The organism is Bradyrhizobium sp. G127 (assembly GCF_021502575.1).
Classification (GTDB): Bacteria; Pseudomonadota; Alphaproteobacteria; order Rhizobiales; family Xanthobacteraceae; genus Afipia.
In genome coordinates, this window is sequence record NZ_JAKFGN010000003.1 from 68,416 (window position 1) to 88,715 (window position 20,300).

The 20,300-nt window shown below is 61.4% G+C and carries 16 protein-coding genes and 1 tRNA gene; 13 read left to right on the forward strand and 4 right to left on the reverse strand.

Annotated elements, in window-relative coordinates; genetic code table 11:
- Positions 1-74: 74 nt before the first annotated feature.
- The 6 genes from LVY71_RS19935 to LVY71_RS19960 all read left to right on the forward strand — a co-directional run bounded on the left by LVY71_RS19935 (position 75) and on the right by LVY71_RS19960 (position 7,244).
- Positions 75-1,562 (forward strand): MFS transporter, encoded by a 1,488-nt coding sequence (locus tag LVY71_RS19935; protein ID WP_235102184.1) that lies wholly within the window; start codon positions 75-77, stop codon positions 1,560-1,562.
- 3 nt (positions 1,563-1,565) lie between these two features.
- The gene (otsB, locus tag LVY71_RS19940) at positions 1,566-2,378 is read left to right on the forward strand and encodes a trehalose-phosphatase (protein ID WP_235101643.1); all 813 of its coding nucleotides are present in this window, start codon (positions 1,566-1,568) and stop codon (positions 2,376-2,378) included.
- Positions 2,375-4,213 (forward strand): glycoside hydrolase family 15 protein, encoded by a 1,839-nt coding sequence (locus LVY71_RS19945; RefSeq protein WP_235101644.1) that lies wholly within the window; start codon positions 2,375-2,377, stop codon positions 4,211-4,213. Before otsB ends, LVY71_RS19945 begins: the two co-directional genes overlap by 4 nt.
- 355 nt (positions 4,214-4,568) lie before the next feature.
- Positions 4,569-6,017, forward strand: coding sequence for an alpha,alpha-trehalose-phosphate synthase (UDP-forming) (locus LVY71_RS19950; protein WP_235101645.1), 1,449 nt, complete (start codon positions 4,569-4,571; stop codon positions 6,015-6,017).
- A gap of 154 nt (positions 6,018-6,171) precedes the next feature.
- Positions 6,172-6,261, forward strand: a tRNA-Ser gene (locus tag LVY71_RS19955).
- Between the two features lie 266 nt (positions 6,262-6,527).
- Positions 6,528-7,244: an outer membrane protein gene (locus LVY71_RS19960; RefSeq protein WP_235101646.1), complete on the forward strand. Its 717-nt coding sequence runs from the start codon at positions 6,528-6,530 to the stop codon at positions 7,242-7,244.
- Positions 7,245-7,299: 55 nt separating this feature from the next.
- On the opposite strand, the gene LVY71_RS19965 is transcribed toward LVY71_RS19960, so the two are convergent.
- Complete coding sequence (locus LVY71_RS19965; RefSeq protein ID WP_235101647.1) at positions 7,300-8,199, reverse strand: LysR family transcriptional regulator; 900 nt, start codon at positions 8,197-8,199, stop codon at positions 7,300-7,302.
- A gap of 110 nt (positions 8,200-8,309) precedes the next feature.
- On the opposite strand from LVY71_RS19965, the gene LVY71_RS19970 reads away from it, so the two are divergent.
- The 3 genes from LVY71_RS19970 to LVY71_RS19980 all read left to right on the forward strand — a co-directional run bounded on the left by LVY71_RS19970 (position 8,310) and on the right by LVY71_RS19980 (position 12,190).
- Positions 8,310-9,284 carry an NAD(P)H-dependent flavin oxidoreductase gene (locus tag LVY71_RS19970; protein ID WP_235101648.1) on the forward strand — a complete coding sequence of 325 codons (975 nt, stop codon included), beginning with the start codon at positions 8,310-8,312 and terminating at the stop codon, positions 9,282-9,284.
- 134 nt (positions 9,285-9,418) lie between these two features.
- Positions 9,419-10,603, forward strand: coding sequence for an ABC transporter substrate-binding protein (locus LVY71_RS19975; protein WP_249788624.1), 1,185 nt, complete (start codon positions 9,419-9,421; stop codon positions 10,601-10,603).
- Between the two features lie 66 nt (positions 10,604-10,669).
- Positions 10,670-12,190 carry an acyl-CoA synthetase gene (locus LVY71_RS19980; protein ID WP_235101649.1) on the forward strand — a complete coding sequence of 507 codons (1,521 nt, stop codon included), beginning with the start codon at positions 10,670-10,672 and terminating at the stop codon, positions 12,188-12,190.
- Between the two features lie 13 nt (positions 12,191-12,203).
- Here the strand turns inward: LVY71_RS19980 and LVY71_RS19985 are convergent, their stop codons facing one another.
- Entirely contained in the window at positions 12,204-13,088 is an 885-nt protein-coding gene (locus LVY71_RS19985) for an MBL fold metallo-hydrolase (RefSeq protein ID WP_235101650.1), read from the reverse strand.
- Between the two features lie 93 nt (positions 13,089-13,181).
- Between LVY71_RS19985 and LVY71_RS19990 the strand changes: the two genes are divergently transcribed.
- Genes LVY71_RS19990 through LVY71_RS20000 form a run of 3 tightly spaced genes read left to right on the forward strand, consistent with a single transcriptional unit; the run spans position 13,182 to position 14,892 of the window.
- The gene (locus tag LVY71_RS19990) at positions 13,182-13,517 is read left to right on the forward strand and encodes an ArsR/SmtB family transcription factor (protein ID WP_235101652.1); all 336 of its coding nucleotides are present in this window, start codon (positions 13,182-13,184) and stop codon (positions 13,515-13,517) included.
- A gap of 20 nt (positions 13,518-13,537) precedes the next feature.
- The gene (locus tag LVY71_RS19995; protein WP_235101653.1) at positions 13,538-14,074 is read left to right on the forward strand and encodes a rhodanese family protein; all 537 of its coding nucleotides are present in this window, start codon (positions 13,538-13,540) and stop codon (positions 14,072-14,074) included.
- Positions 14,075-14,115: 41 nt separating this feature from the next.
- Complete coding sequence (locus LVY71_RS20000; RefSeq protein ID WP_235101654.1) at positions 14,116-14,892, forward strand: sulfite exporter TauE/SafE family protein; 777 nt, start codon at positions 14,116-14,118, stop codon at positions 14,890-14,892.
- 23 nt (positions 14,893-14,915) lie between these two features.
- Here LVY71_RS20000 and LVY71_RS20005 read toward each other — a convergent pair whose 3' ends face one another.
- Positions 14,916-17,021: a molybdopterin-containing oxidoreductase family protein gene (locus LVY71_RS20005; RefSeq protein ID WP_235101655.1), complete on the reverse strand. Its 2,106-nt coding sequence runs from the start codon at positions 17,019-17,021 to the stop codon at positions 14,916-14,918.
- Positions 17,022-17,227: 206 nt separating this feature from the next.
- Between LVY71_RS20005 and LVY71_RS20010 the strand changes: the two genes are divergently transcribed.
- Positions 17,228-19,561 carry a xanthine dehydrogenase family protein molybdopterin-binding subunit gene (locus tag LVY71_RS20010; protein WP_235101656.1) on the forward strand — a complete coding sequence of 778 codons (2,334 nt, stop codon included), beginning with the start codon at positions 17,228-17,230 and terminating at the stop codon, positions 19,559-19,561.
- 100 nt (positions 19,562-19,661) lie between these two features.
- Here LVY71_RS20010 and LVY71_RS20015 read toward each other — a convergent pair whose 3' ends face one another.
- Positions 19,662-20,297 carry a TetR family transcriptional regulator gene (locus LVY71_RS20015; protein WP_235101657.1) on the reverse strand — a complete coding sequence of 212 codons (636 nt, stop codon included), beginning with the start codon at positions 20,295-20,297 and terminating at the stop codon, positions 19,662-19,664.
- Positions 20,298-20,300: the final 3 nt, after the last annotated feature.

Below are 20,300 nucleotides of genomic sequence, written 5' to 3' on the forward strand. Positions count from 1 at the left end.
ATTTGCCCCGCCATCGTTCTGCCGGTGACGGCGTCCGTCGAAGGGTCGAGAGTGAAACCAGTGAAAGGGACGGGATGTCAGTTTTGACCAACATCCGGCTGTCCCCCGCAAAGGCCGCGCCGGGCACGGTCTCTGCCATATCGGTCACCGGTACTGTCCAGACTGATATTCCCGCTCGGCTCGACGCTTTGCCATGGGGTAATTTTCATACACGCGTTATCGCAGCCCTCGGCATCACCTGGATTCTCGACGGGCTTGAGGTGACGCTGGCGGGGGCATTGTCCGGTGCGTTGAAGGACAGCCCGGTTCTTAAATTCACCAACACTGACATTGTCACCAGTGCCTATATCGCTGGTGCCGTGCTGGGTGCTCTCGGCTTCGGGTGGCTGACAGATCGTATCGGGCGAAAGAAATTATTCTTCGTGACGCTTGCGGTCTATCTCACTGCCACAGCTGCAACCGCATTCTCATGGAATCTGGCAAGCTTTGCGTTGTTTCGTTTCCTCACGGGCGCGGGCATCGGCGGTGAATACACCGCGATCAACTCGACCATCCAGGAGCTGGTGCCTGCCCGTTATCGCGGCCGCACCGACCTGATTGTCAACGGCAGCTTCTGGATCGGAGCCGCGATTGGCGCGGTGAGTGCGATCATCTTGCTCGATGCCCGGGTGATGGATCCGGAGCTTGGCTGGCGCCTCGCATTTCTGATCGGCGCGGGCCTTGGTCTGGTCGTATTCGTGATGCGGTTATGGATTCCGGAAAGCCCGCGCTGGCTGATGATTCACGGTCAGCCGGAGCGGGCCCTGAAGATTGTTGCGGACATCGAACGTTCGGTGCTTCCCGGCGGCCGTGAACGTGGTTCTTCATTGCCTCAAATCAAACTCAAAATGCGAACCCATACGCCGCTGCGGGAGGTCGCCAACACCCTGTTCCGGAACTATCGCGGCCGCTCCCTGGTGGGGCTATCGCTGATGGTGGCGCAGGCGTTTTTCTACAATGCGATTTTCTTCACCTATGCTTTGGTTTTGACAGATTTCTTCGGTATCCCGTCAAGCCATGTCGGTTGGTACATCCTGCCGTTCGCGGCCGGCAACTTTCTTGGACCCGTGGTGCTCGGCTCGCTGTTCGATACGCTGGGACGGCGCACGATGATTGCGCTGACTTATGGGGTGTCGGGCCTTTTGCTGGCTGCGTCCGGCTATTTGTTCTCGATCGGTGCCCTCAGCGCGCAGACCCAGACAATCGCCTGGATGGTGATCTTCTTCTTCGCCTCGCCGGCGGCCAGCGCAGCCTATCTCACGGTGAGCGAAACGTTCCCGCTCGAGGTTCGCGCTTTGGCTATTGCGCTGTTCTACGCGATCGGCACCGCCATTGGCGGGATGGCCGGGCCGGCGCTGTTTGGAATACTGATCGACACCGGTTCGCGCGACAGCGTGTTCGCCGGGTATCTGCTCGGATCGTTCCTGATGATCGCAGCTGCGTTTATCGCGTGGCGCTATTGCATGGACGCCGAGCGCAAGTCTCTTGAGGAGGTTGCACGGCCGCTGGCCGCGCAAGAATAGCTGATGGATCATGGTGTAGTTGATATTCCCGCGGCGACGAGCGCGGGAGACGTGTTACCCGCTCCCGCCGGCATTATGCCGGATCTTGACCGGACCGCGCTGCTGCTCGATATCGACGGCACGCTGATCGATCTTGCGCCGACGCCGCGCGATGTGGTGGTGCCGCCGAAGCTGGGCCCGATCTTGCAGGCATTGCATGATCGCCTCGATGGCGCGCTCGCGCTGGTGAGCGGTCGCTCACTGACCGATATCGATGTGATCTTTGCGCCATTGCAGTTTCCCGCCGTCGGCGGTCACGGCGCGGAAATGCGGCTTTCCACGGAGAACGAAGCCGTCGCCGCGCACGCGCCGCCGATGGACAACGATCTGAAGCGTCGCTTCATTGCGATCTCGAAACTCAGTCCGGGCATCATCTACGAGGACAAGGGTTATTCGGTCGCCCTGCATTATCGGCTCGCGCCCGAGTTCGAGCGTGCGATCTATGAAGCGGTGTCCGTAATCCGGGCCGATCTGCCGCAGGCTCCGATCGACGTCCTTCCGGGCAAGTTCGTGTGCGAGATCAAGCACGCCGGATTCACCAAGGCGACGGGCGTTCGCGAACTGATGACTCATGCGCCTTTCGTCGGGCGAAGTCCCATTTTTATTGGCGATGATGTCACGGATGAGTCTGTGTTCGCCATCATGCCGTCGTTTAGCGGCGTTTCATTTTCGGTGAGCCGCCGCGCTCATGGCGTCCACGGGTTCTTCAAGGCCCCCAAGGATGTCCGCGCGTGGCTCACGCATTTGCTCGATGACGAAACAATGGCGGTGCGATGAACATTTCGAAGGCAATAACGAAGTCGCAGATTGAGACGGGCGCTAAGATCGATCACGGCCTCGATCTGGCGGTGATCGGAAACTGCAAGACGGCGGCGTTGGTCGACCCGACGTCGCGCTTGGTGTGGTGGTGCTTTCCGCGCTTCGACGCCGATCCCGTCTTTTCACGTTTGCTGACAGGCGACGAAGAGAAGGGGTTCAGCGACGTCGTGCTGGATGGCATGGTGGATTTCAAGTCCGGCTACGTCCGCAACACGGCGCTGGTCGAAACGGTGCTGACGGACGCCCAGGGCAACGCGGTCCGGATCACCGACTTCGCGCCGCGCTTCCGGCAATATGGCCGCATGTTCCGGCCGCCGCAGTTGTTTCGCATCATCGAGCCGATAGCCGGATTGCCGCGCATCACCATTCGCGTGCGGCCGACGCATGCCTATGGCAAGCCGTTGAAGAGCAGCTCGCTGGGCAGCAACCACATCCGCTACGTCGAGGATGAATCTACCGTCCGTGTCACCACGGATGCGCCGATTGCCATGATCGAGCATGAAACGCCGTTCGTGCTGACGCGGCCTGTCCATATGGTGTTTGGTCACGACGAGCCATATCCCGGCGATCTCGCGGCCACTGCGATGTCGTTCGCCGAGCAAACCAAGGCGTACTGGCTGCACTGGGTGCGCCGTCTCTATATTTCATACGACTGGCAGGAAGCGATCATTCGCGCCGCCATCACGCTGAAACTGTCGAATTTCGAGGAGACCGGCGGCATCATCGCCGCGCATACCACGTCGATTCCGGAAGCGCCCGGTTCGGGCCGCAACTGGGATTATCGCTTCTGCTGGCTGCGCGATGCGTATTTTGTGGTGAAAGCACTAAATCGCGTGGGCGCGACGCAGACGATGGAGGACTTCATCGGCTTTACGCTGTCGATTGCTACCAACGCGGATGGGCCACTGAAGCCGGTCTACAGCGTGGTGCCGAATCTGCCGCTCGACGAGTGGATTGCGACCGATCTAAAAGGCTATCGTGGCGACGGCCCGGTGCGCATCGGCAACGCTGCCGTCGATCAGATTCAGCACGACACCTATGGCAGCGTGATCCTCGCGGCATTGCCGTTGTTCTTTGACCGTCGCCTGCCGACGCCTGCAGGCGAAAAACTGTTCCGCCTTCTCGAACATCTCGGCGAGAAAGCCGCTGCCGTCGCGTTGCAGCCGGATGCCGGGATCTGGGAGTATCGCGGGCGGCAGCGTATTCACACTCATTCGGCGGCGATGTGCTGGGCGGGTGTCAACCGGCTTGGCGCGATCGCCGCGCGTCTTGGCCTGCATGAGCGAGCATCCTACTGGAATTCGCTGGCCGATCCGATTCACAAAGAGCTTCTCGAAAAGGCGTGGAATCCGAAACGCGAAGCTTTCACGGCGGCATTCGGATCGGACGATCTTGACGCCAGTGTGCTGTTGTTGCCCGATCTTGGAGTCTGCGAGGTCGACGATCCGCGCTTCGTCAAGACTGTCAAAGTTATGGAGCGCGAGTTGCTGCGCGAAAAGCATGTCATGCGCTATGCCGCGGAAGATGATTTCGGATTGCCCGTGACGGCATTCATGATCTGCCGGTTCTGGCTGATCGATGCATGGTGGCAGCTTGGGCGTCGCGACGAGGCGCGCGATCTTTTCGAAGATGCACTGGCGCACCGCAATCGCTACGGCCTGTTGTCCGAAGACGTCGATCCGAAAACCGGCGCACTGTTTGGAAATTTTCCGCAGACCTATTCGATGGCGGGGTTGATTCTCACCGGCATGAAACTCTCGCGGAACTGGGAGGATCGCTATTGGCGCAGCTAGAACCTGATCGTTCTCGGTGACTTGCCTGTGCTAGATGGAACCGCTTTGCGGAAAAGTTAATCCAGGCATCGAGGCGCGGCGATTTCATTCGGCGATAGCGAGTCTGCGATGAGTTCGTCGTCGCGGAAATGCGCTCTTCATCACAGCGTGTGCCGGTATTTTCTTTCAAAACGCACCGCGCGATTCCGGATGTGTCAAGACTATCCAAGGCAGTTTTAATCGGCCACCCTCTGTATCAAGGAACCTGGTTCCATTGCTCGCCAAAATTCGACATCAATCAGTCTGAAGGGTGGCAAGGAACCATATTGATGAACAGGTGTTAGTTTTGCGATCGCGAAGCTAGGGAGGGCCCCCTGTGGATCTCGTTGTTGTTTCCAACCGCGTCGCGCGCGCCAAAGCAAATGAACCTATGACAGGCGGACTCGCAGCAGCGTTGCTGCCGGTCGTAGAAAAATCGGGTGCGATCTGGGTTGGCTCGTCCGGGCGTGTGCGCGACAACGCGACCAAGGACTCTTTCGCTGAAATCGAATCGCTCGGCGCCGGTGCGCTGGCGTTGCTCGATCTTCCGGCCGCTCATTATGGTGGCTATTATGAAGGTTTCGCCAATTCGGCGCTGTGGCCTGCGCTGCACTCCCGCACCGATCTCATCCGGGTCTCGCGTGACGATTATCAGTCCTATCGCGAGGTGAACACCTTCATGGCGCGTGCGTTGATGCGTTTTCGCAAGCCGAGCGCGATGTTCTGGATTCAGGATTATCACTTTCTCGCACTCGGCGCGGAAATGCGTGATCTGGGCGTCCAGAATCCGCTTGGTTTCTTTTTGCATACGCCGTTTCCGTCGCGCCGTGTCATCGCGGGCGTGCCGCATCATCGCGAATTGATCGAGGCGATGCTCGCCTATGATCTGATCGGATTCCAGACGGATGATGATTGTGAGAATTTCGCGACCTATCTGCGCACCGATCTCGGCCTAGAGGTCGACGGAGGTCTCGTCACCTCGCGCTTCGGTACGTCACGCATTGCGACCTTCCCCATCGGCATTGATGTCGATGGCTTCTCGGCGCAGGCTCAACGCGCAGCGTCGCATCCGGACGTCTCGCGTCTGCGCAAGAGTTTGCACGGCGAGCGCCTCGCCATCGGCGTCGATCGCGTGGATTATTCCAAAGGGCTCGTCAACCGCATTAGCGCCTTCGACCGGCTGTTCGAGATGCAGCCGTCGTTGAAGCGGTCGGTCTCTCTATTGCAGATCGCCACGCCGTCGCGCGGAGGCATCGAGGCCTACAGCAACTTGCAGGACGAATTGTCGAAGCAGGTGACCGAAGTCAACGGGCGTCACGGCGAAGTCGACTGGACACCGATCCGCTATCTCAGCAAAGGCTTCAGTCAGACCGTGCTCGCGGGATTTTACCGCGCAGCACAGGTCGGCGTGGTGACGCCGCTGCATGACGGCATGAATCTCGTCGCCAAGGAATATGTCGCCGCGCAGAACCCGATTGATCCCGGCGTGCTGGTGCTGTCGAAATTCGCCGGCGCTGCTAACGAGCTCGATACGGCGCTGCTGGTCAATCCGCACGATATCGATGGTATGGCGCGCACCATCGCGACGGCGTTGTCGATGCCGGCGACCGAGCGGCGGATGCGCTGGGAGGCAATGATGGTGAAGCTCCGCGCCGGGACCATCCATAGCTGGTTCGCTGACTTTATTGAGGCGCTCGAGAATTCGAGAGATATGGCTGCGGGGGCGGCCCTGCCGTCCGCGATTGTCCGTCCGCTGCGCGCGGCCGGCGCGAGGCTTTATAATTAGAAGCTGTGATGGCCGCCCGGCTGTCGAGCGAATCGGGTTTGCCGCCCTCGCGGTCGTCAAATAATCTAGCAACTTCAAATATTTATGGAATATTTCCCGGCGGCGCCTGCACTCCCTTGCAAATCACCGCGCACCCCTTCATGACAGGCGCGCTGGAGAGGTGGCCGAGTGGTTGAAGGCGCACGCCTGGAAAGTGTGTATACGGGAAACCGTATCGCGGGTTCGAATCCCGCTCTCTCCGCCAGTGAATTTCCCAGTTCTCTCACGTCCCAGCCCGCCCGTGTGCCCAGCAAGTTGTCGAGGCGTGCCGGTGAAGCGCGATTCGAGCGCGCGGGACGCATTATGTTTAACAGCACCTTTCGGTTTTGACCGTTAGCGTGTCTATTTTATCACGCTTGAAGATAAAGCCGCGGACGATCGGCTCCCTCTGAAACCATCCGCCCCGTTGTCCATTTTTCATTAACTGGGCAGCCAATAGGGTTCGCCCAACTTCAACACGGGGAAAAAACAATGCGTATCCGTTCTGCTCTTCTGGCGCTTTCCGCCGCTTCGCTGGTTTCAACGGCGTCTTTCGCTGCCGACCTTCCGGCGCGCACCTACACCAAGGCGCCGGTTTATGCCGCGCCGATCTACAACTGGACCGGCATCTATGTCGGCGCGCACATCGGCGCAGCCTTCGGCGGTGACAACGGCTATGCAACCACGATCCCCGGCCTCGCCGGCAGCAACCGCGACGCGGCGTTCCTCGGCGGCGGCCAGATCGGCGCTGACTACCAGTTCGCTCCGAACTGGCTGGTTGGTATCGAAGGCCAGATCAGCGGCCTGTCGAACAGCGACCGCACCTTCACCAACGGAATTGATTCGTTCCGTGACCGTTCCGACTGGCTTGCTTCGGTCACCGGCCGCCTCGGCTACACTTGGGGCCCGGGTCTGGTCTATGCCAAGGGCGGTGTCGCGTTCCGTGACGATGCTGGCCTCGCTGCAACCGCTGGCTTCCTGCCGGCTGTGACCGACCGCAACTCGACCGGCTACACCGTCGGCGGCGGCTTTGAATACATGTTCGCTCCGGCATGGTCGGCGAAGGTTGAATACCAGTACTACAACTTCGACACCACCAACGTCGCGAGCCCTGCGGGCGCGCTCTCCTACAAGGACGACCTCCACACTGTGAAGGTCGGCGTGAACTATCACTTCAACTGGGGTGGCCCGGTGATGGCGAAATACTAAGAATTCTCTCCAGACAAACTCAAGGCCCCGGTTGTCCGGGGCCTTTTTTGTTGCGTTACGCCTTCACCGCGCCGCTGAGATGATCGCGATCTTCGCGCGAGCGCCGGGTGACGAAGTCCATCACCGCCCTCAGCGGCGGAAGGTCGATCAGATCCGGATGCGCCAGCAACCAGATGTCGGAGATACCGGCGAGCTTCTGCGGTGAAACGCGAACGAGATCGTCATGCGCATCGCCGACGATACAGGACATGGCGCAAATACCGATGCCGGCGCGCACCGCCGCCAGCATGTCGGACTGCGACGAACATCGCATCACCACGGAGGCATGCCGAGCGACATGGTCGCTCCAGCGGCCGAGTTCGGCGTTGGAGGCCCTGTCCGCGAAGCCGATGACTCTGTGCTGTTTCCAGTCGTCGCGATGCGCGGGGAGTGGATAGCGTGCGGCATAGCCGCGCGAGGCATAAAAGCCGACGCCAAGCCGTGCGATCTTGCGTCCGATCAAATTTTCGTCGCCGCTTTGATAGATGCGCAGCACGATATCAGCTTCACGCTTGCGCACGCTGACCGGAAATGGATGCGTGACGAATTCGATCTGGACGTCGGGATGTGTTGCGATGAATGACGCCATGTGCGGCATCAGCCAGTAGGCCGCCAGCGTCGGCCCGATCGAGAACTTGACGATGCCGCGCGCTCTTTCGCCCTTGGCCGAGACTGCGGCCTCCGCGCGCAAGGCGGCGGCTTCCATGGTCGCGGTGTGGTCCCGGAAGCGGCGGCCTTGTGCGGTCAGCGTCAGCCCCTCATTGGAACGGACGAACAATTTGGCCCCGAGCTGGGCTTCCAGCGCGGCGATCTCGCGGCCGACGGTGGGATGGCTTGAGCGCAGGCGGCGCGCCGCGCCGAGATAGCTGCCGGATTCGGCGACCGCGATAAACGTCCGGCACAGGTCCCAGTCCATGTCGATCCACTACTGTTCAACTATGATATTGCTATTGTTCAAAATTGGACATTCGGGGCGCCGGGTCAAGATGTTATCGTTGCTCACATTCAACAAAGGAGCATTCGTCAATGCCGCTTCCAGCCTCGCTCACCGGCACACTCGAACTGCCCGTTCTGGGATCGCCGCTTTTCATCGTGTCGGGTCCCGAACTCGTCATTGCGCAGTGCAAGGCCGGTATTGTCGGTTCGTTTCCGGCGCTGAATGCGCGGCCGGCCGCGAAACTTGACGAATGGCTGACGCGGATCGAAGACGAACTCGGCGACTACAAGGCCAAGAATCCGGACAAGAAGGTTGCGCCATATGCGGTGAACCAGATCTGCCACGCCTCGAACGATCGCCTGATGCAGGACATGGAGACCTGCACCCGGCACAAGGTGCCGATCATCATCACGTCGCTGCGTCCGCCGTCGGAAATCGTCGATGCGGCGCATTCCTATGGCGGCGTGGTGTTTCATGACGTCATCAATGTAAAGCACGCGCGCAAGGCGGCGGAGCAGGGTGTGGATGGGTTGATCCTGGTTTGCGCCGGAGCCGGCGGTCATGCCGGAACGCTGTCGCCTTTTGCGCTCGTTCGCGAAGTCAAGCAGTGGTTCAAGGGAACGATCCTGCTGTCGGGCGCGATCTCCGATGGCTGGGGCATCGCGTCTGCGCTCGCGCTCGGCGCGGACATGGCCTACATGGGCACGCGCTTCATCGCCACCGTCGAGGCCAACGCCGAGCCGGCTTACAAAAAGGCGCTGACTGAATACGCGGCGCATGACACCGTCTACACCAACCTGTTCACCGGTGTTCATGGTAACTATCTCGGCCCTTCGATAGCGGCTGCGGGCCTCGATCCGGAAAACCTTCCGGTGGCCGACAAATCGAAAATGAACTTCGGCTCTGGCGGAAACATGAAGGTCAAGGCCTGGCGCGATATCTGGGGTTCGGGACAGGGCATCGGCCAGATCAAGGACGTGCCGCCGGTAGCGGAACTGGTCGAGCGGTTGAAACGTGAATTCGATGAAGCGCGTGGGGATTTCGTGATGCGCGCAAGCGCTTGAGACGAACAGTGTGCGCGGCAGCTCGTTTTCGGAAAGGACCATGACAAAATAAAGCAGCGGCGCTTTGCCAGGATTGCGCTGCTGACACTTCGAAACAAAACAAAAAGCCAATCAAAAACCAAAGGGAGAGAATCATGAGAGCCGTATCACTGCGTGTGATGGCATTGGTGACGCTGGCCGCTTGCGGCGTTGCGCATGCCGACAGCAAGGGTGACATCCGCATCGGACAAACATTGCCGTACAGCGGACCGCTGTCGGGCTTCGGCGTTATCGGCCGCGCTCAGGAAGCGTATTTCGAGAAGGTCAATGCCGAGGGCGGAATCAACGGGCGCAAGGTGAAGTTTATCAGCCTCGACGATGCCTATTCGCCGCCCAAAACGGTGGAGCAGACCCGCAAACTGGTGGAGCAGGATGAGGTCACCGTGCTGTTCGGCTCGCTCGGTACAGCGACCAACAATGCCGTGCATCGCTACCTCAATGGCAAGAAAATTCCTCAGCTCTTTGTGCTGAGCGGCGCGACCAAATGGGCCGATCCGAAGAATTTTCCCTACACCATGCCCGGCATGGCGGCCTACGAGTCCGAGGGCGTGATCTACGCCAAGTACATCCTCCAGACGAAGCCCGATGCGAAGATCGCGATATTGTCGCAGAACGACGACTTCGGGCGGGACTATGTCGCCGGCTTCAAGCGCGCGCTCGGTGCCAAGGCGGCAACGATGATCGTTTCTGAAGCGAACTATGAAACCAGTGCACCGACCGTCAGTTCTCAACTCGCAAACCTGAAAGCCTCGGGTGCGAATGTTTTGTTCGGCGTAACCCTCGGGAAATTTACGTCGCAGCTGATCAAGGGAATCGCCGAACTGGGGTGGAAGCCGGATTTGACATTCCTGCCGACGTCGTCGTCGTCGATTTCATTTCTGGCGCCGGCAGGTCTCGAGAATGCTGTCGGCATGATTTCGTCCAGCAACCAGAAGGACGTCAATGACGTTCAGTGGGCCAACGATCCCGGCGTGAAGGAGTTCTTCGCCTTCATGAAGCAGTACATGCCCAATGCGGACCTGAATAACTCCAACTATTCCGCCGGCTATCACTACGCCACGCTGTTGGAGGTTGTCCTGAGGGCTTGCAAGGACGATTTCAGCAGCGAGAATATCAAGCGGCAGGCCGCATCGATCAAAGATGTTCAGTTGCCGCTGTTGTTGCCCGGTATCACCGTGACCACGGGCCCTGACGACTACTTGCCGTTCCAGCAACTGTTGCTGCGCCGTTTCGACGGCAAAAGCTGGGTTGGCTTCGGCAAGGTTCTCGACGATCAATAGGCGGTAAAAGCGCGCCGCCGGGTATGATCCGGCGGCGCGCGTGTACTTTCTAACTGGAATGCGTTCATGATTATCAGCGGCGAACGACGGATCAGCTATCCGGACATTCATCAGCGCATCGCGCGCGTGGCGAACGGCTTCAGGGCGCTCGGCGTTCGCGACGGCGCGCCGGTGGGCCTGATGCTGCGCAACGATTTCGCGTTCTTCGAGGCGTCATATGGCGCAGCAATGCTCGGCTCGCCGGTGGTGCCGATCAACTGGCATCTGAAGGCGGAGGAGGTCGCATACATCCTGGCGGATAGCGGCGCGCAGGCGCTGGTCTGCCACGCGGATCTCCTGCCGCAAATTAAGGATGGCCTGCCGAAGCGGCTGCCGCTGCTGGTGGTGAAGACACCGCCGGAAATTGCCGCAGCGTTCCAGGTGCCGCCCGATCTCGTGCGGGTACCCGACGGGTATACCGACTGGGACAGTTGGCGCGACGGTCATGCCCCGTCGCGCGAGACGCCGGGCCGTGCCTCGCCCATGTTCTATACGTCAGGCACCACGGGACGCCCGAAAGGCGTGCGGCGTCAACCGATGCAGCCGGACCAGATGGCGGCGGCCGAGCGTGTCGGCGCGATCACGTATGGCGTGAAGCCGAACGAAGATCAGGTCATTCTCATGAACGGGCCGATGTATCACTCGGCGCCGAACTCCTATGGCAATCTGGCATTCCGCCACGGCTGCACCATGGTGCTGGAACCGCGCTTCGATCCGGAAGACCTGTTGCAGCTCGTCCAGCGACACAAGGTCACCCACATGCACATGGTGCCGACCATGTTTGTGCGCTTGCTGCGGCTGCCCGATGACATGAGGAAGCGTTACGACGTATCGTCGCTGCGTGATGTCGTGCATGGCGCGGCGCCCTGTCCGGTGGCGGTGAAGCAGGCGATGATCGCGTGGTGGGGACCGGTCATCAACGAATACTTCGGTTCGACCGAGACCGGCATTCCGATCTGGCATTCGTCGCAGGAGGCGCTGGCAAAACCCGGTACCGTCGGCCGCGCCATCGAGGGTGGCGTCGTGAAAATCTTTGGCCCGAATGGCGAGTCCTGCGGCGTCAGCGAAATCGGCGAGATCTATATGCGGCAGGCCGCTATGGCGGACTTTGACTATCATCGCAAGCCCGGCGCGCGCGCCGAAGCGGGTCGCGAAGGCCTCATCAGCGTCGGTGACGTCGGCTATCTCGACGAGGATGGCTATCTGTTCCTGTGCGACCGCAAGCGCGACATGGTGATCTCCGGCGGTGTCAACATCTACCCCGCCGAAATCGAGAATACGCTGATCGGCATGGAAGGCGTGCGCGACTGCGCGGTGTTCGGCATCCCCGACGATGAATTCGGCGAGCGGCTGATGGCGTGCATCGAGCCGGACGCGGGCGCAGAGTTGACGCCGCAGGCCGTGCAGGACTACCTGCGCAAGCGGCTGGCGAATTTCAAGGTGCCGAAGGACATCCAGTTCCTCGCCGAGTTGCCGCGCGAAGCCAGCGGCAAGATCTTCAAGCGCAAGCTGCGCGATCCGTACTGGGAAAACAGGCCGGTGTCCTGAGCGGCGTCCTCCTTCAAGGAGAAGGAGATGCCGATTTGAAAGTTACAGGAATACGCAGATAGTGCACTCCGTTGTCTTCAGCGGGCGGAAACGCCCCCGCGCGGATGTTGACCTGGATCGATGGCAGCAACAGCGTCGGTGCCGATAGCGTCGCGTCGCGCTTCATTCGCGCGGTCACGAATTCTTCCTCGGTCTTCCCCGCGCCGACGTGGACATTTCCGTCGCACTGTTCCTGAACCGTGGTCTCCCAAGCATAGTTGTCCCGTCCCGGCGCCTTATAGTCGTGACACATGAACAGGCGAGTGGCGGGCGGCAATGCCAGCAGCCGCTGGATGGACCGGTAAAGCTGGCGGGCATCGCCACCGGGGAAATCCGCACGCGCGGTGCCGTAATCCGGCATGAACAGGGTGTCGCCGACAAAGACCGTATCTGCGATTTTATAGCTGATGTCGGCGGGGGTATGGCCTGGCGTATGAAGCACCTCGACGTTCAGATTCCCGATCTTGAAAATCTCGCCATCCTTGAACAGATGGTCGAAATCGCTGCCGTCGGTTTTTAGGTCGGTGGCGTTGAATATCGGGCGGAAGATTCGCTGTACGTCCTTGATGTGCTCGCCGATACCGATCCTGGCGCCGGTTTTCGCCTTGATATATGGCGCACCTGAGAGGTGATCGGCATGGGCGTGAGTCTCCAGAACCCATGCGATGGTCAATCCACGCTCCGACGCGACCTTCAGGATAGCCTCGACCGATCTGGTGTCCACTTCGCCCGATTTGGGATCGTAATCGAGAACCGGATCGATCACGGCCGTTTGCAGGGTGGCGGGATCCGTCACCAGGTAGCTGATGGTGTTGGTGGGTTCGTCGAAAAACGCCTTGATGGTCGGCTTGTCGGTCATGGCTCGTCTCTTTTCAAATTGTTCGTTCAGAAGGTTGACTTATAATATTAGATGATGCTAAATAAGCAATATCTAATATATATAGAGATGACAATGAGCGCCAAACAGTTCGATCTTACGGCCTTCGAGTCCCAGGCGGCCGAGGTTGCAGGCACTTTACGTGCGCTCGCCAACGAGCGGCGGCTGATGATCCTGTGCAAGCTCGTCGAGTGGGGCGAGGCTAACGTGACGGCGCTGGCGGAGGCCGTGGGGCTGACCCAGTCGGCGTTGTCGCAGCATCTCGCCAAAATGCGCGACGAGAAGATCGTCACCTTTCGCCGGGAGTCACAGGTGCTTTGGTACAGGATCGCCGATCCGCGCATCGAGCAGCTTCTGGCAACTCTCCATACCCTGTTTTGCCCACCTCCCAAGCGCCGTGGGCGGCGCTGACTGCTACTGCGGAGAACATCATGACACTTCAAACTGTAAGTCCCGAGAAGGCCTGCCAAATGTTGAGCGACGGCGCGATTCTGGTCGATATCCGCGAGGCGGATGAACACGCGCGCGAGCGCATCGCTGCCGCCCGCCATTTGCCGTTGTCGAAACTGGAGGAGGCTGACGCGGAGCTTCATCGCGGCAAGCCCGTCATTTTCCATTGCCGCTCCGGCCACCGGACGCTGGCCAACTCATTGCGGCTTGAGGCCTATGCCGGCCAGGATTGTGAGGCTTTCGTCGTCGAAGGCGGGCTTGATGCCTGGCGCAAGGCGGGGCTGCCCGTCGTGACCGATCGCCGTCAGCCTCTTGAGATCCAGCGTCAGGTGCAGATCGCCGCCGGCGGCATGGGTCTGGCGGGGGTGCTGCTCGGCGTCTTCGTCTCGCCCGGGTTTTTCATCGTCCCGGGGTTCATCGGCGCTGGGCTTCTGTTCGCGGGCCTTACCGGAACCTGTGGAATGGCGCGGGTGCTGAAGTTCGCGCCATGGAATCGCGGCATAATGCGTTCCGCCTGATCGGGCGGGTCAGTGTCCCTGCGGCAAGCGAGATAGTGAATATGATGTCCTTGGCGCAGGGGCTTCTCGGGGGCGCATCCGGGACGCTGGTCGGCTTTACTCTCGGACTGATCGGCGGCGGCGGCTCCGTTCTCGCGGTGCCGTTGATGGTGTATCTGGTCGGCATCCCGAATGCACATATTGCGATCGGGACCAGTTCAATCGCCGTTGCCGTGAGCGCGGCATTCGGGCTTTCGATTCATGCGCGCGCCGGAACGGTGAAATGGGCATGTGCGTTCGTGCTCGCCGCGGCCGGTGTTATCGGCGCGCTGCTCGGCTCACTGATCGGAAAGATGGTGGACGGGCAGCGCCTGCTTGTGCTGTTCGCTCTGCTGATGCTGGTGATCGCCGCGTTGATGCGGCTGCGTCGCGACTATGCCGGCGATCATACCGTGCAGTTGAATAAGGCGAATGCGCCGAAGCTCGCTGGTCTCGGACTGGCAACGGGCCTGCTTTCGGGTTTCTTCGGAATCGGAGGCGGCTTCCTGATCGTTCCCGCCCTTGTCTTCGCGACCGACATGCCGCTGGTTTATGCCGTGAGTTCGTCGCTGGTGGCAGTGCTGGCGTTCGGGCTGACGACGGCGGCGAGCTATGCGTTTTCCGGCCTCATTGACTGGCCGTTGGCCGGAATTTTCATCGCCGGAGGTTTGGCCGGAGGATGGATCGGCGTCCGGTCGGCGCATCTGTTCGCGAACCGCAGAACCCTGCTCAACGACATTTTCGTGGGCGTGATCATCTGCGTGGCGATCTACATGCTGATACGAAGCTGGAGCGGGTAATCGCGCCAGAGCCGACCGCGCGTTTATTCCGCGAGCCTGATCCACACACGATTATCGTGAAACGCAGCTCCGCCATAAGGCGCGATCGGGTCCGCACCGGTCAGCGTGTTGATGCCGCGGCCATCCTCGTAGGCGTCGTTTGGCCAGATCGATTCCGCGATCAGCACGCCGCGCCGCACACCCTCGAACAGCCGGGCGTGAAGGCGGACCTCGCCGCGCTGGTTGCCGAGGACAACCTTGCTGCCGTCCGTGATCGACAAAGCCGATGCGTCATCGGGATGGATCATCACGGTGGGCCGTTGCTCGCGACCGAGTGACGTCGGCGTTTCGCTGAAGGTCGAGTTGAGGAAGTTGCGCGCCGGCGAGGTGGCGAGCCGGAACTGGTGCTGGTCGTCGATGTCTTCGATCACGGTCCAGTGGTCGGGCAGCTGCGGCAGCCCCTCCACCGGTCCCGAAAGCCCCGGACTGCGGAACGGCACCGTCGGCCAGTCCGGCTTGAAGCGGAATTTGCCGTCTGGCCAATCAAAGCCCTTGGTGTAATGCGCGGTCTCGAAATCCGGCTGGCAATCGATCCAGCGTTCCCGCTCCAAATTCTCAAGCGTACCCCAGCCGGATTTTTGCAGCGTCCAGTCGATGATTTCGCGTGACGTCATCGCGAAGCCGCGGTGCTCGGCGCCAAGTCGCTTTGCCAGTTCTGTGATCACGTCGTGGTTGGAGCGGCATTCGCCCGGTGGCTCGATCAGCTTCGGGCCGGCGAGAACGTATTGATGACCGCCGCCCTGATAGACGTCGTCATGCTCCATGAACATCGTCGCTGGCAACACGAGGTCCGCCGCCTTCGCCGTCTCGGTCATGAACTGCTCGTGCACGCAGACGAACAGGTCGTCGCGTGCGAAACCCTGCTTGACGCGGGTCTGGTCGGGCGCGACCGACACCGGATTGGTGTTCTGGATCAGCATTGCCGTGACCGGCGGGCCGTTGAAGAGGGCCTCGGCGTTGCCGCAGAGAATGGCCCCGATGCGGGACTGGTCGAGCGCGCGCACCGACGGATCGGCGACATCGAGTCCCTCGATCAGCGAGCGATCCCAGTGATAGATCGCGCCGTTGTTGTGAAACGCGCCACCGCCCTCATGGCGCCACGCGCCGGTCACCGCCGCGATGCAGCTTGCCGCATGCATGTTGGCTGCGCCGTTGCGCGATCGGGAGAAACCGTAGCCGAGGCGGAAGTAGGTGCGCGGTGTGTTGCCCACCAACCGCGCGAACTCCTCGATGGTCTCGATCGGGCAGCCCGTGATCGCCGAGGCCCATGCCGGATTGCGGTTGCGCAGATGGTCCTTGAGTTCGCCCGGCGCATCGGTGTGCTGCGCGAGGAATTCGCGATCCGCCTTGCCGTCGCGAAACAGGCAATGCATCACCGCACAGGCAAGCGCGCCGTCGGTGCCGGGGCGCAGCAGGACGGCGAGATCGGCCTGCTCCATGGTGCCGTTCATGTAGACATCGACCGCGACAATCTTCGCGCCGCGTTCCTTGCGCGCGCGCATCGCGTGGGTCATCACGTTGACCTGGGTGTTCACGGCATTGGTTCCCCAGATCACAACGCAGTCGGATTTCGCCATTTCGCGCGGGTCCGGACCGGCGAGCCTGCCCGTTCCCGCGACGAATCCGGTCCATGCCGGATTGACGCAGATGGTGGAATGAAAACCGGAGTACTTCTTCGCGTGGCGCAGACGGTTGATGCCATCGCGCATCACGAGGCCCATGGTGCCGGCATACTGATAGGGCCAGACGGATTCGGCGCCGTAGCGCGCTTCGGCCTGGAGGAATTTGTCGGCCACCAGATCGAGTGCGTCGTCCCACGAAATCGGTGCGAACGTGCCGGACCCTTTGGCGCCGGTGCGGACCAAGGGCCGCATCAGGCGGTCGGGATGATGGATGCGCTCCGCATAGCGCGCGACCTTGGCGCAGATCACCCCGGCGGTGTAGCCGTTGTCCCGCGCGCCGCGCACCCGGCCGATGGTGCGTTCGTCGAGCACGTCCACTTCCAGCGCGCAGGTCGAGGGGCAATCGTGCGGACACACGGTTGCGGCGACTCGGCGGGTCAGCGATTTGGGGCTGGGCATCTCGTTCATTGTCCCGACCTTAATCACAGCCGCCCGACATGCAAGGCATGGCGGCCCTGTGCAACCTCCAAGGCCCGTTTCCGGCGCATGGCGGAAAGTCGTTCCATAGACTCAACCTTGCGTGGCGGGATGTGCTATGCGGGAACCCGCATCGGGACCGGAATTCCGCCTGCCCGGCGATTTCGCTCCGTCCAATCTGGTTTGAAGGAACATCGATGAACATTCTGCCCTCCAACCTGCGCTTCGGCGCGGGCCAGTCCGTCAAGCGTCTTGAGGATCAGCGGCTGCTCACTGGGCAGGGACATTTCACCGACGACAAGCCGCTGGATGGTATGTTGTGGCTCTACGTGCTGCGTTCGCCCCACGCACATGCGAAAATCAAGGCCATCGACACCAGCGCGGCATTGGCCGTACCGGGCGTCGCGGCGGTCTACACCGGGGCCGATCTGGTCGCCGACGACATCGGCACCATCCCCACCCTGCCGATCTTCAAGCGGCCCGATGGCTCGCCGATGGCTGCGCCGCCGCGGCGATTGCTGGCGCATGACGTCGTTCGCTTTGCAGGCGAGCCGGTCGCCGCGGTGCTCGCGTCGTCGCGCGCTGATGCGCAGACCGCGGCCGAAGCCATCGCCATCGACTACGACATCCTGCCTGCAGTCATCAGTCCGGTTGATGCGCTTGCCCCCGGCGCGCCGGCGGTCTGGCCCGATGCGCCCGACAATATCGCTGCCGCCATGAGCTACGGCGACGCAGCGGCAACCGAGGCCGCCTTCGCCCAGGCAAGGCACGTGGTCTCGCTCGATCTTGCCAGCCAGCGGCTGGTGCCCTCCGCCATGGAGCCGCGCAGCACCATGGCGGAAGTCGATAAAAAGACCGGCCGCCTCACACTTCATGTCCAGACCCAGACGCCGACTGCGACACGCGACATTCTCGCGGATGTCGTGCTGAAGCGTCCCAAGGACAGCGTGCATGTGCTGGTCGGCGACATCGGCGGCGGCTTTGGCCATAAGGTCAATCTCTATCCGGAAGACGGTCTCGTCGCCTATGCCGCGACGAAACTGAAGCGGACGGTGCGCTGGCGCGGTGATCGCATCGATGACTTCGTCGGCGGCTCCCATGGCCGCGACCTCACTTCCACCGGCGAGTTCGCGCTCGACGAGAAAGGCCGCGTGCTCGCTTTCCGCGTGCGGTCGCTGGGCGGCGTCGGTGCTTATCTCACCGGCGCGGGCGTGATCATTCCACTGGTGCTCGGGCCGTTCGTGGCCACCGGCGTCTACGATCTTCCGCTGGTTCACTTCGACATCAAGGCGGTGATGACCCACACCGCGCCGACCGGACCCTATCGCGGTGCCGGACGGCCGGAGGCGGTCTTCATCGTCGAGCGGCTGATGGATGCCGCTGCGCGGCAAATCGGCATGGACCCTCGCCAGATCCGCAAGGTCAACTACATCAAGCCGGCGCAGATTCCCTACACCAACGCGGTCGGTCAGGTTTATGACAGCGGTGCCTTCGCGCACATGCTTGATCGTGCCTCGAAACTGGCGGACTGGGACGGCTTCGCCGCGCGCAAGAAGGCCGCCAGAAAAAAGGGTCTGCTCTACGGCCGCGGCCTCACCAGCTACATCGAATGGACCGGCGGCCGCGTGCACACCGAGAAGGTGACGCTGCATGCCACGGCCGAGGGCCGCGTGGTACTGCAATCGGGCACGCAGGCGATGGGGCAGGGACTTCAGACCAGCTATTCGCAAATGGTCGCAGCCGCGCTCGGCATTCCTGTCGATCGCATCGACGTCATTCAGGGCGATACCGACAAGGCCACGGGCGGCGGCAGCGTAGGCTCGCGCTCGCTGTTCGTCGGCGGCACCGCAGCGGTTGTATCGGCGGGTGATCTGATCCAGAAGGCGCGCGAGAAGGCTTCGCACGTGCTGGAGGCTTCGGTGGGCGACATCGAATATGGCGACGGTGTCCTGACCGTGGTCGGCACCGACCGCCGTGTCAGCCTGTTCGATCTGGCGAAGGACGAGAAGGATGCCCGGCTCACTGTCGACAGCCAGGGCGATGTCGATGGACCGACCTGGCCGAACGGCACCCACATCTGCGAACTGGAGATCGATCCGGACACCGGCGTGACCCGTGTAGTGCGCTACACCACGGTGGATGATGTCGGTGTTGCCATCAATCCGATGCTGGTCACGGGTCAGGTGCATGGCGGTGTAGCGCAGGGCATCGGGCAGGCGCTGTATGAAGGCGTGGTCTATGACGCGTCTGGGCAATTGCTGACCGCGAGTTATCAAGACTATTGCATCCCGCGCGCCAGCGACATGCCGCAAAACATCGAGGTGACGCTGGACGATTCCGCACCGTGCGTGACCAATCCGCTGGGCGCAAAGGGCTGCGGCGAGTCCGGCGCCATTGGGGGGCCGCCCTGTATCGTCAATGGCGTGATGGATGCGTTGAGTGAACTCGGCATCACATCGCTGCAAACGCCGCTGACCCCGGTGAAGATCTGGGAAGCGATCCGCGCCGCGAAAGCGAACAAGGCGGCGTAAGGGTCAAGCCGTCATTGCGAGGAGCGCAGCGACGAAGCAATCCAGCTTTGATTATGGGTTGCTTTGCTTCGCTCGCAATGACGGTCGTGCAAACGACGCCCTATTTGCCTTTGCCCTCGGCGCCCAGTTCGCCCAATGTGGACCACAAGGTCTTGGCGATCTTGCGGATATGCGCCGGCGGCTTGTTGAGGAACTGATCCAGATCCCAAGTCTGTCCGGCCACACGCAATGCGCCGATGGCGCTCATGGCGAGAAGCCGGATCCGCAGTTGATCGGCTTTTCCCTTGGCGCGGGCGGTCAGAGCCTCCACCAGCTTCTGTTCGAGCTTGGCGTATTTCAGATGATCGCGTGCGCGCAGCGCCGGTGTATTCTTGATGAGCTTGCCGAGGGCCAGCGTTTGCGGATTGACCGCCGCGACGATGGTGGAGATGAGCGCTTCCTCGACGGTCTTGGCCATCGGCTCTTTCGTCGGGCGTGATGCCACCTCCTCCAGCAGTGAGTCGGCGAATTCGTCCTGCCAAGCGGCGACGACATCTTCCTTGGCCGGGAAATAGTCGAAGAATCCCCGCTTCGACACGTCCGCTGCGTCGGCGATCTGGTCGATCGTGGTGGCGTCGAAGCCCTGTTCGAGAAACAGCGTCATCGCGGCTTGCGCGATGCGCTCACGGGTCTGTCGGCGCTTGCGCTCGCGCAGCCCTTCCGCAGGTTTCCTGGTTTCGTTCTTCGAACCGCGCATGTG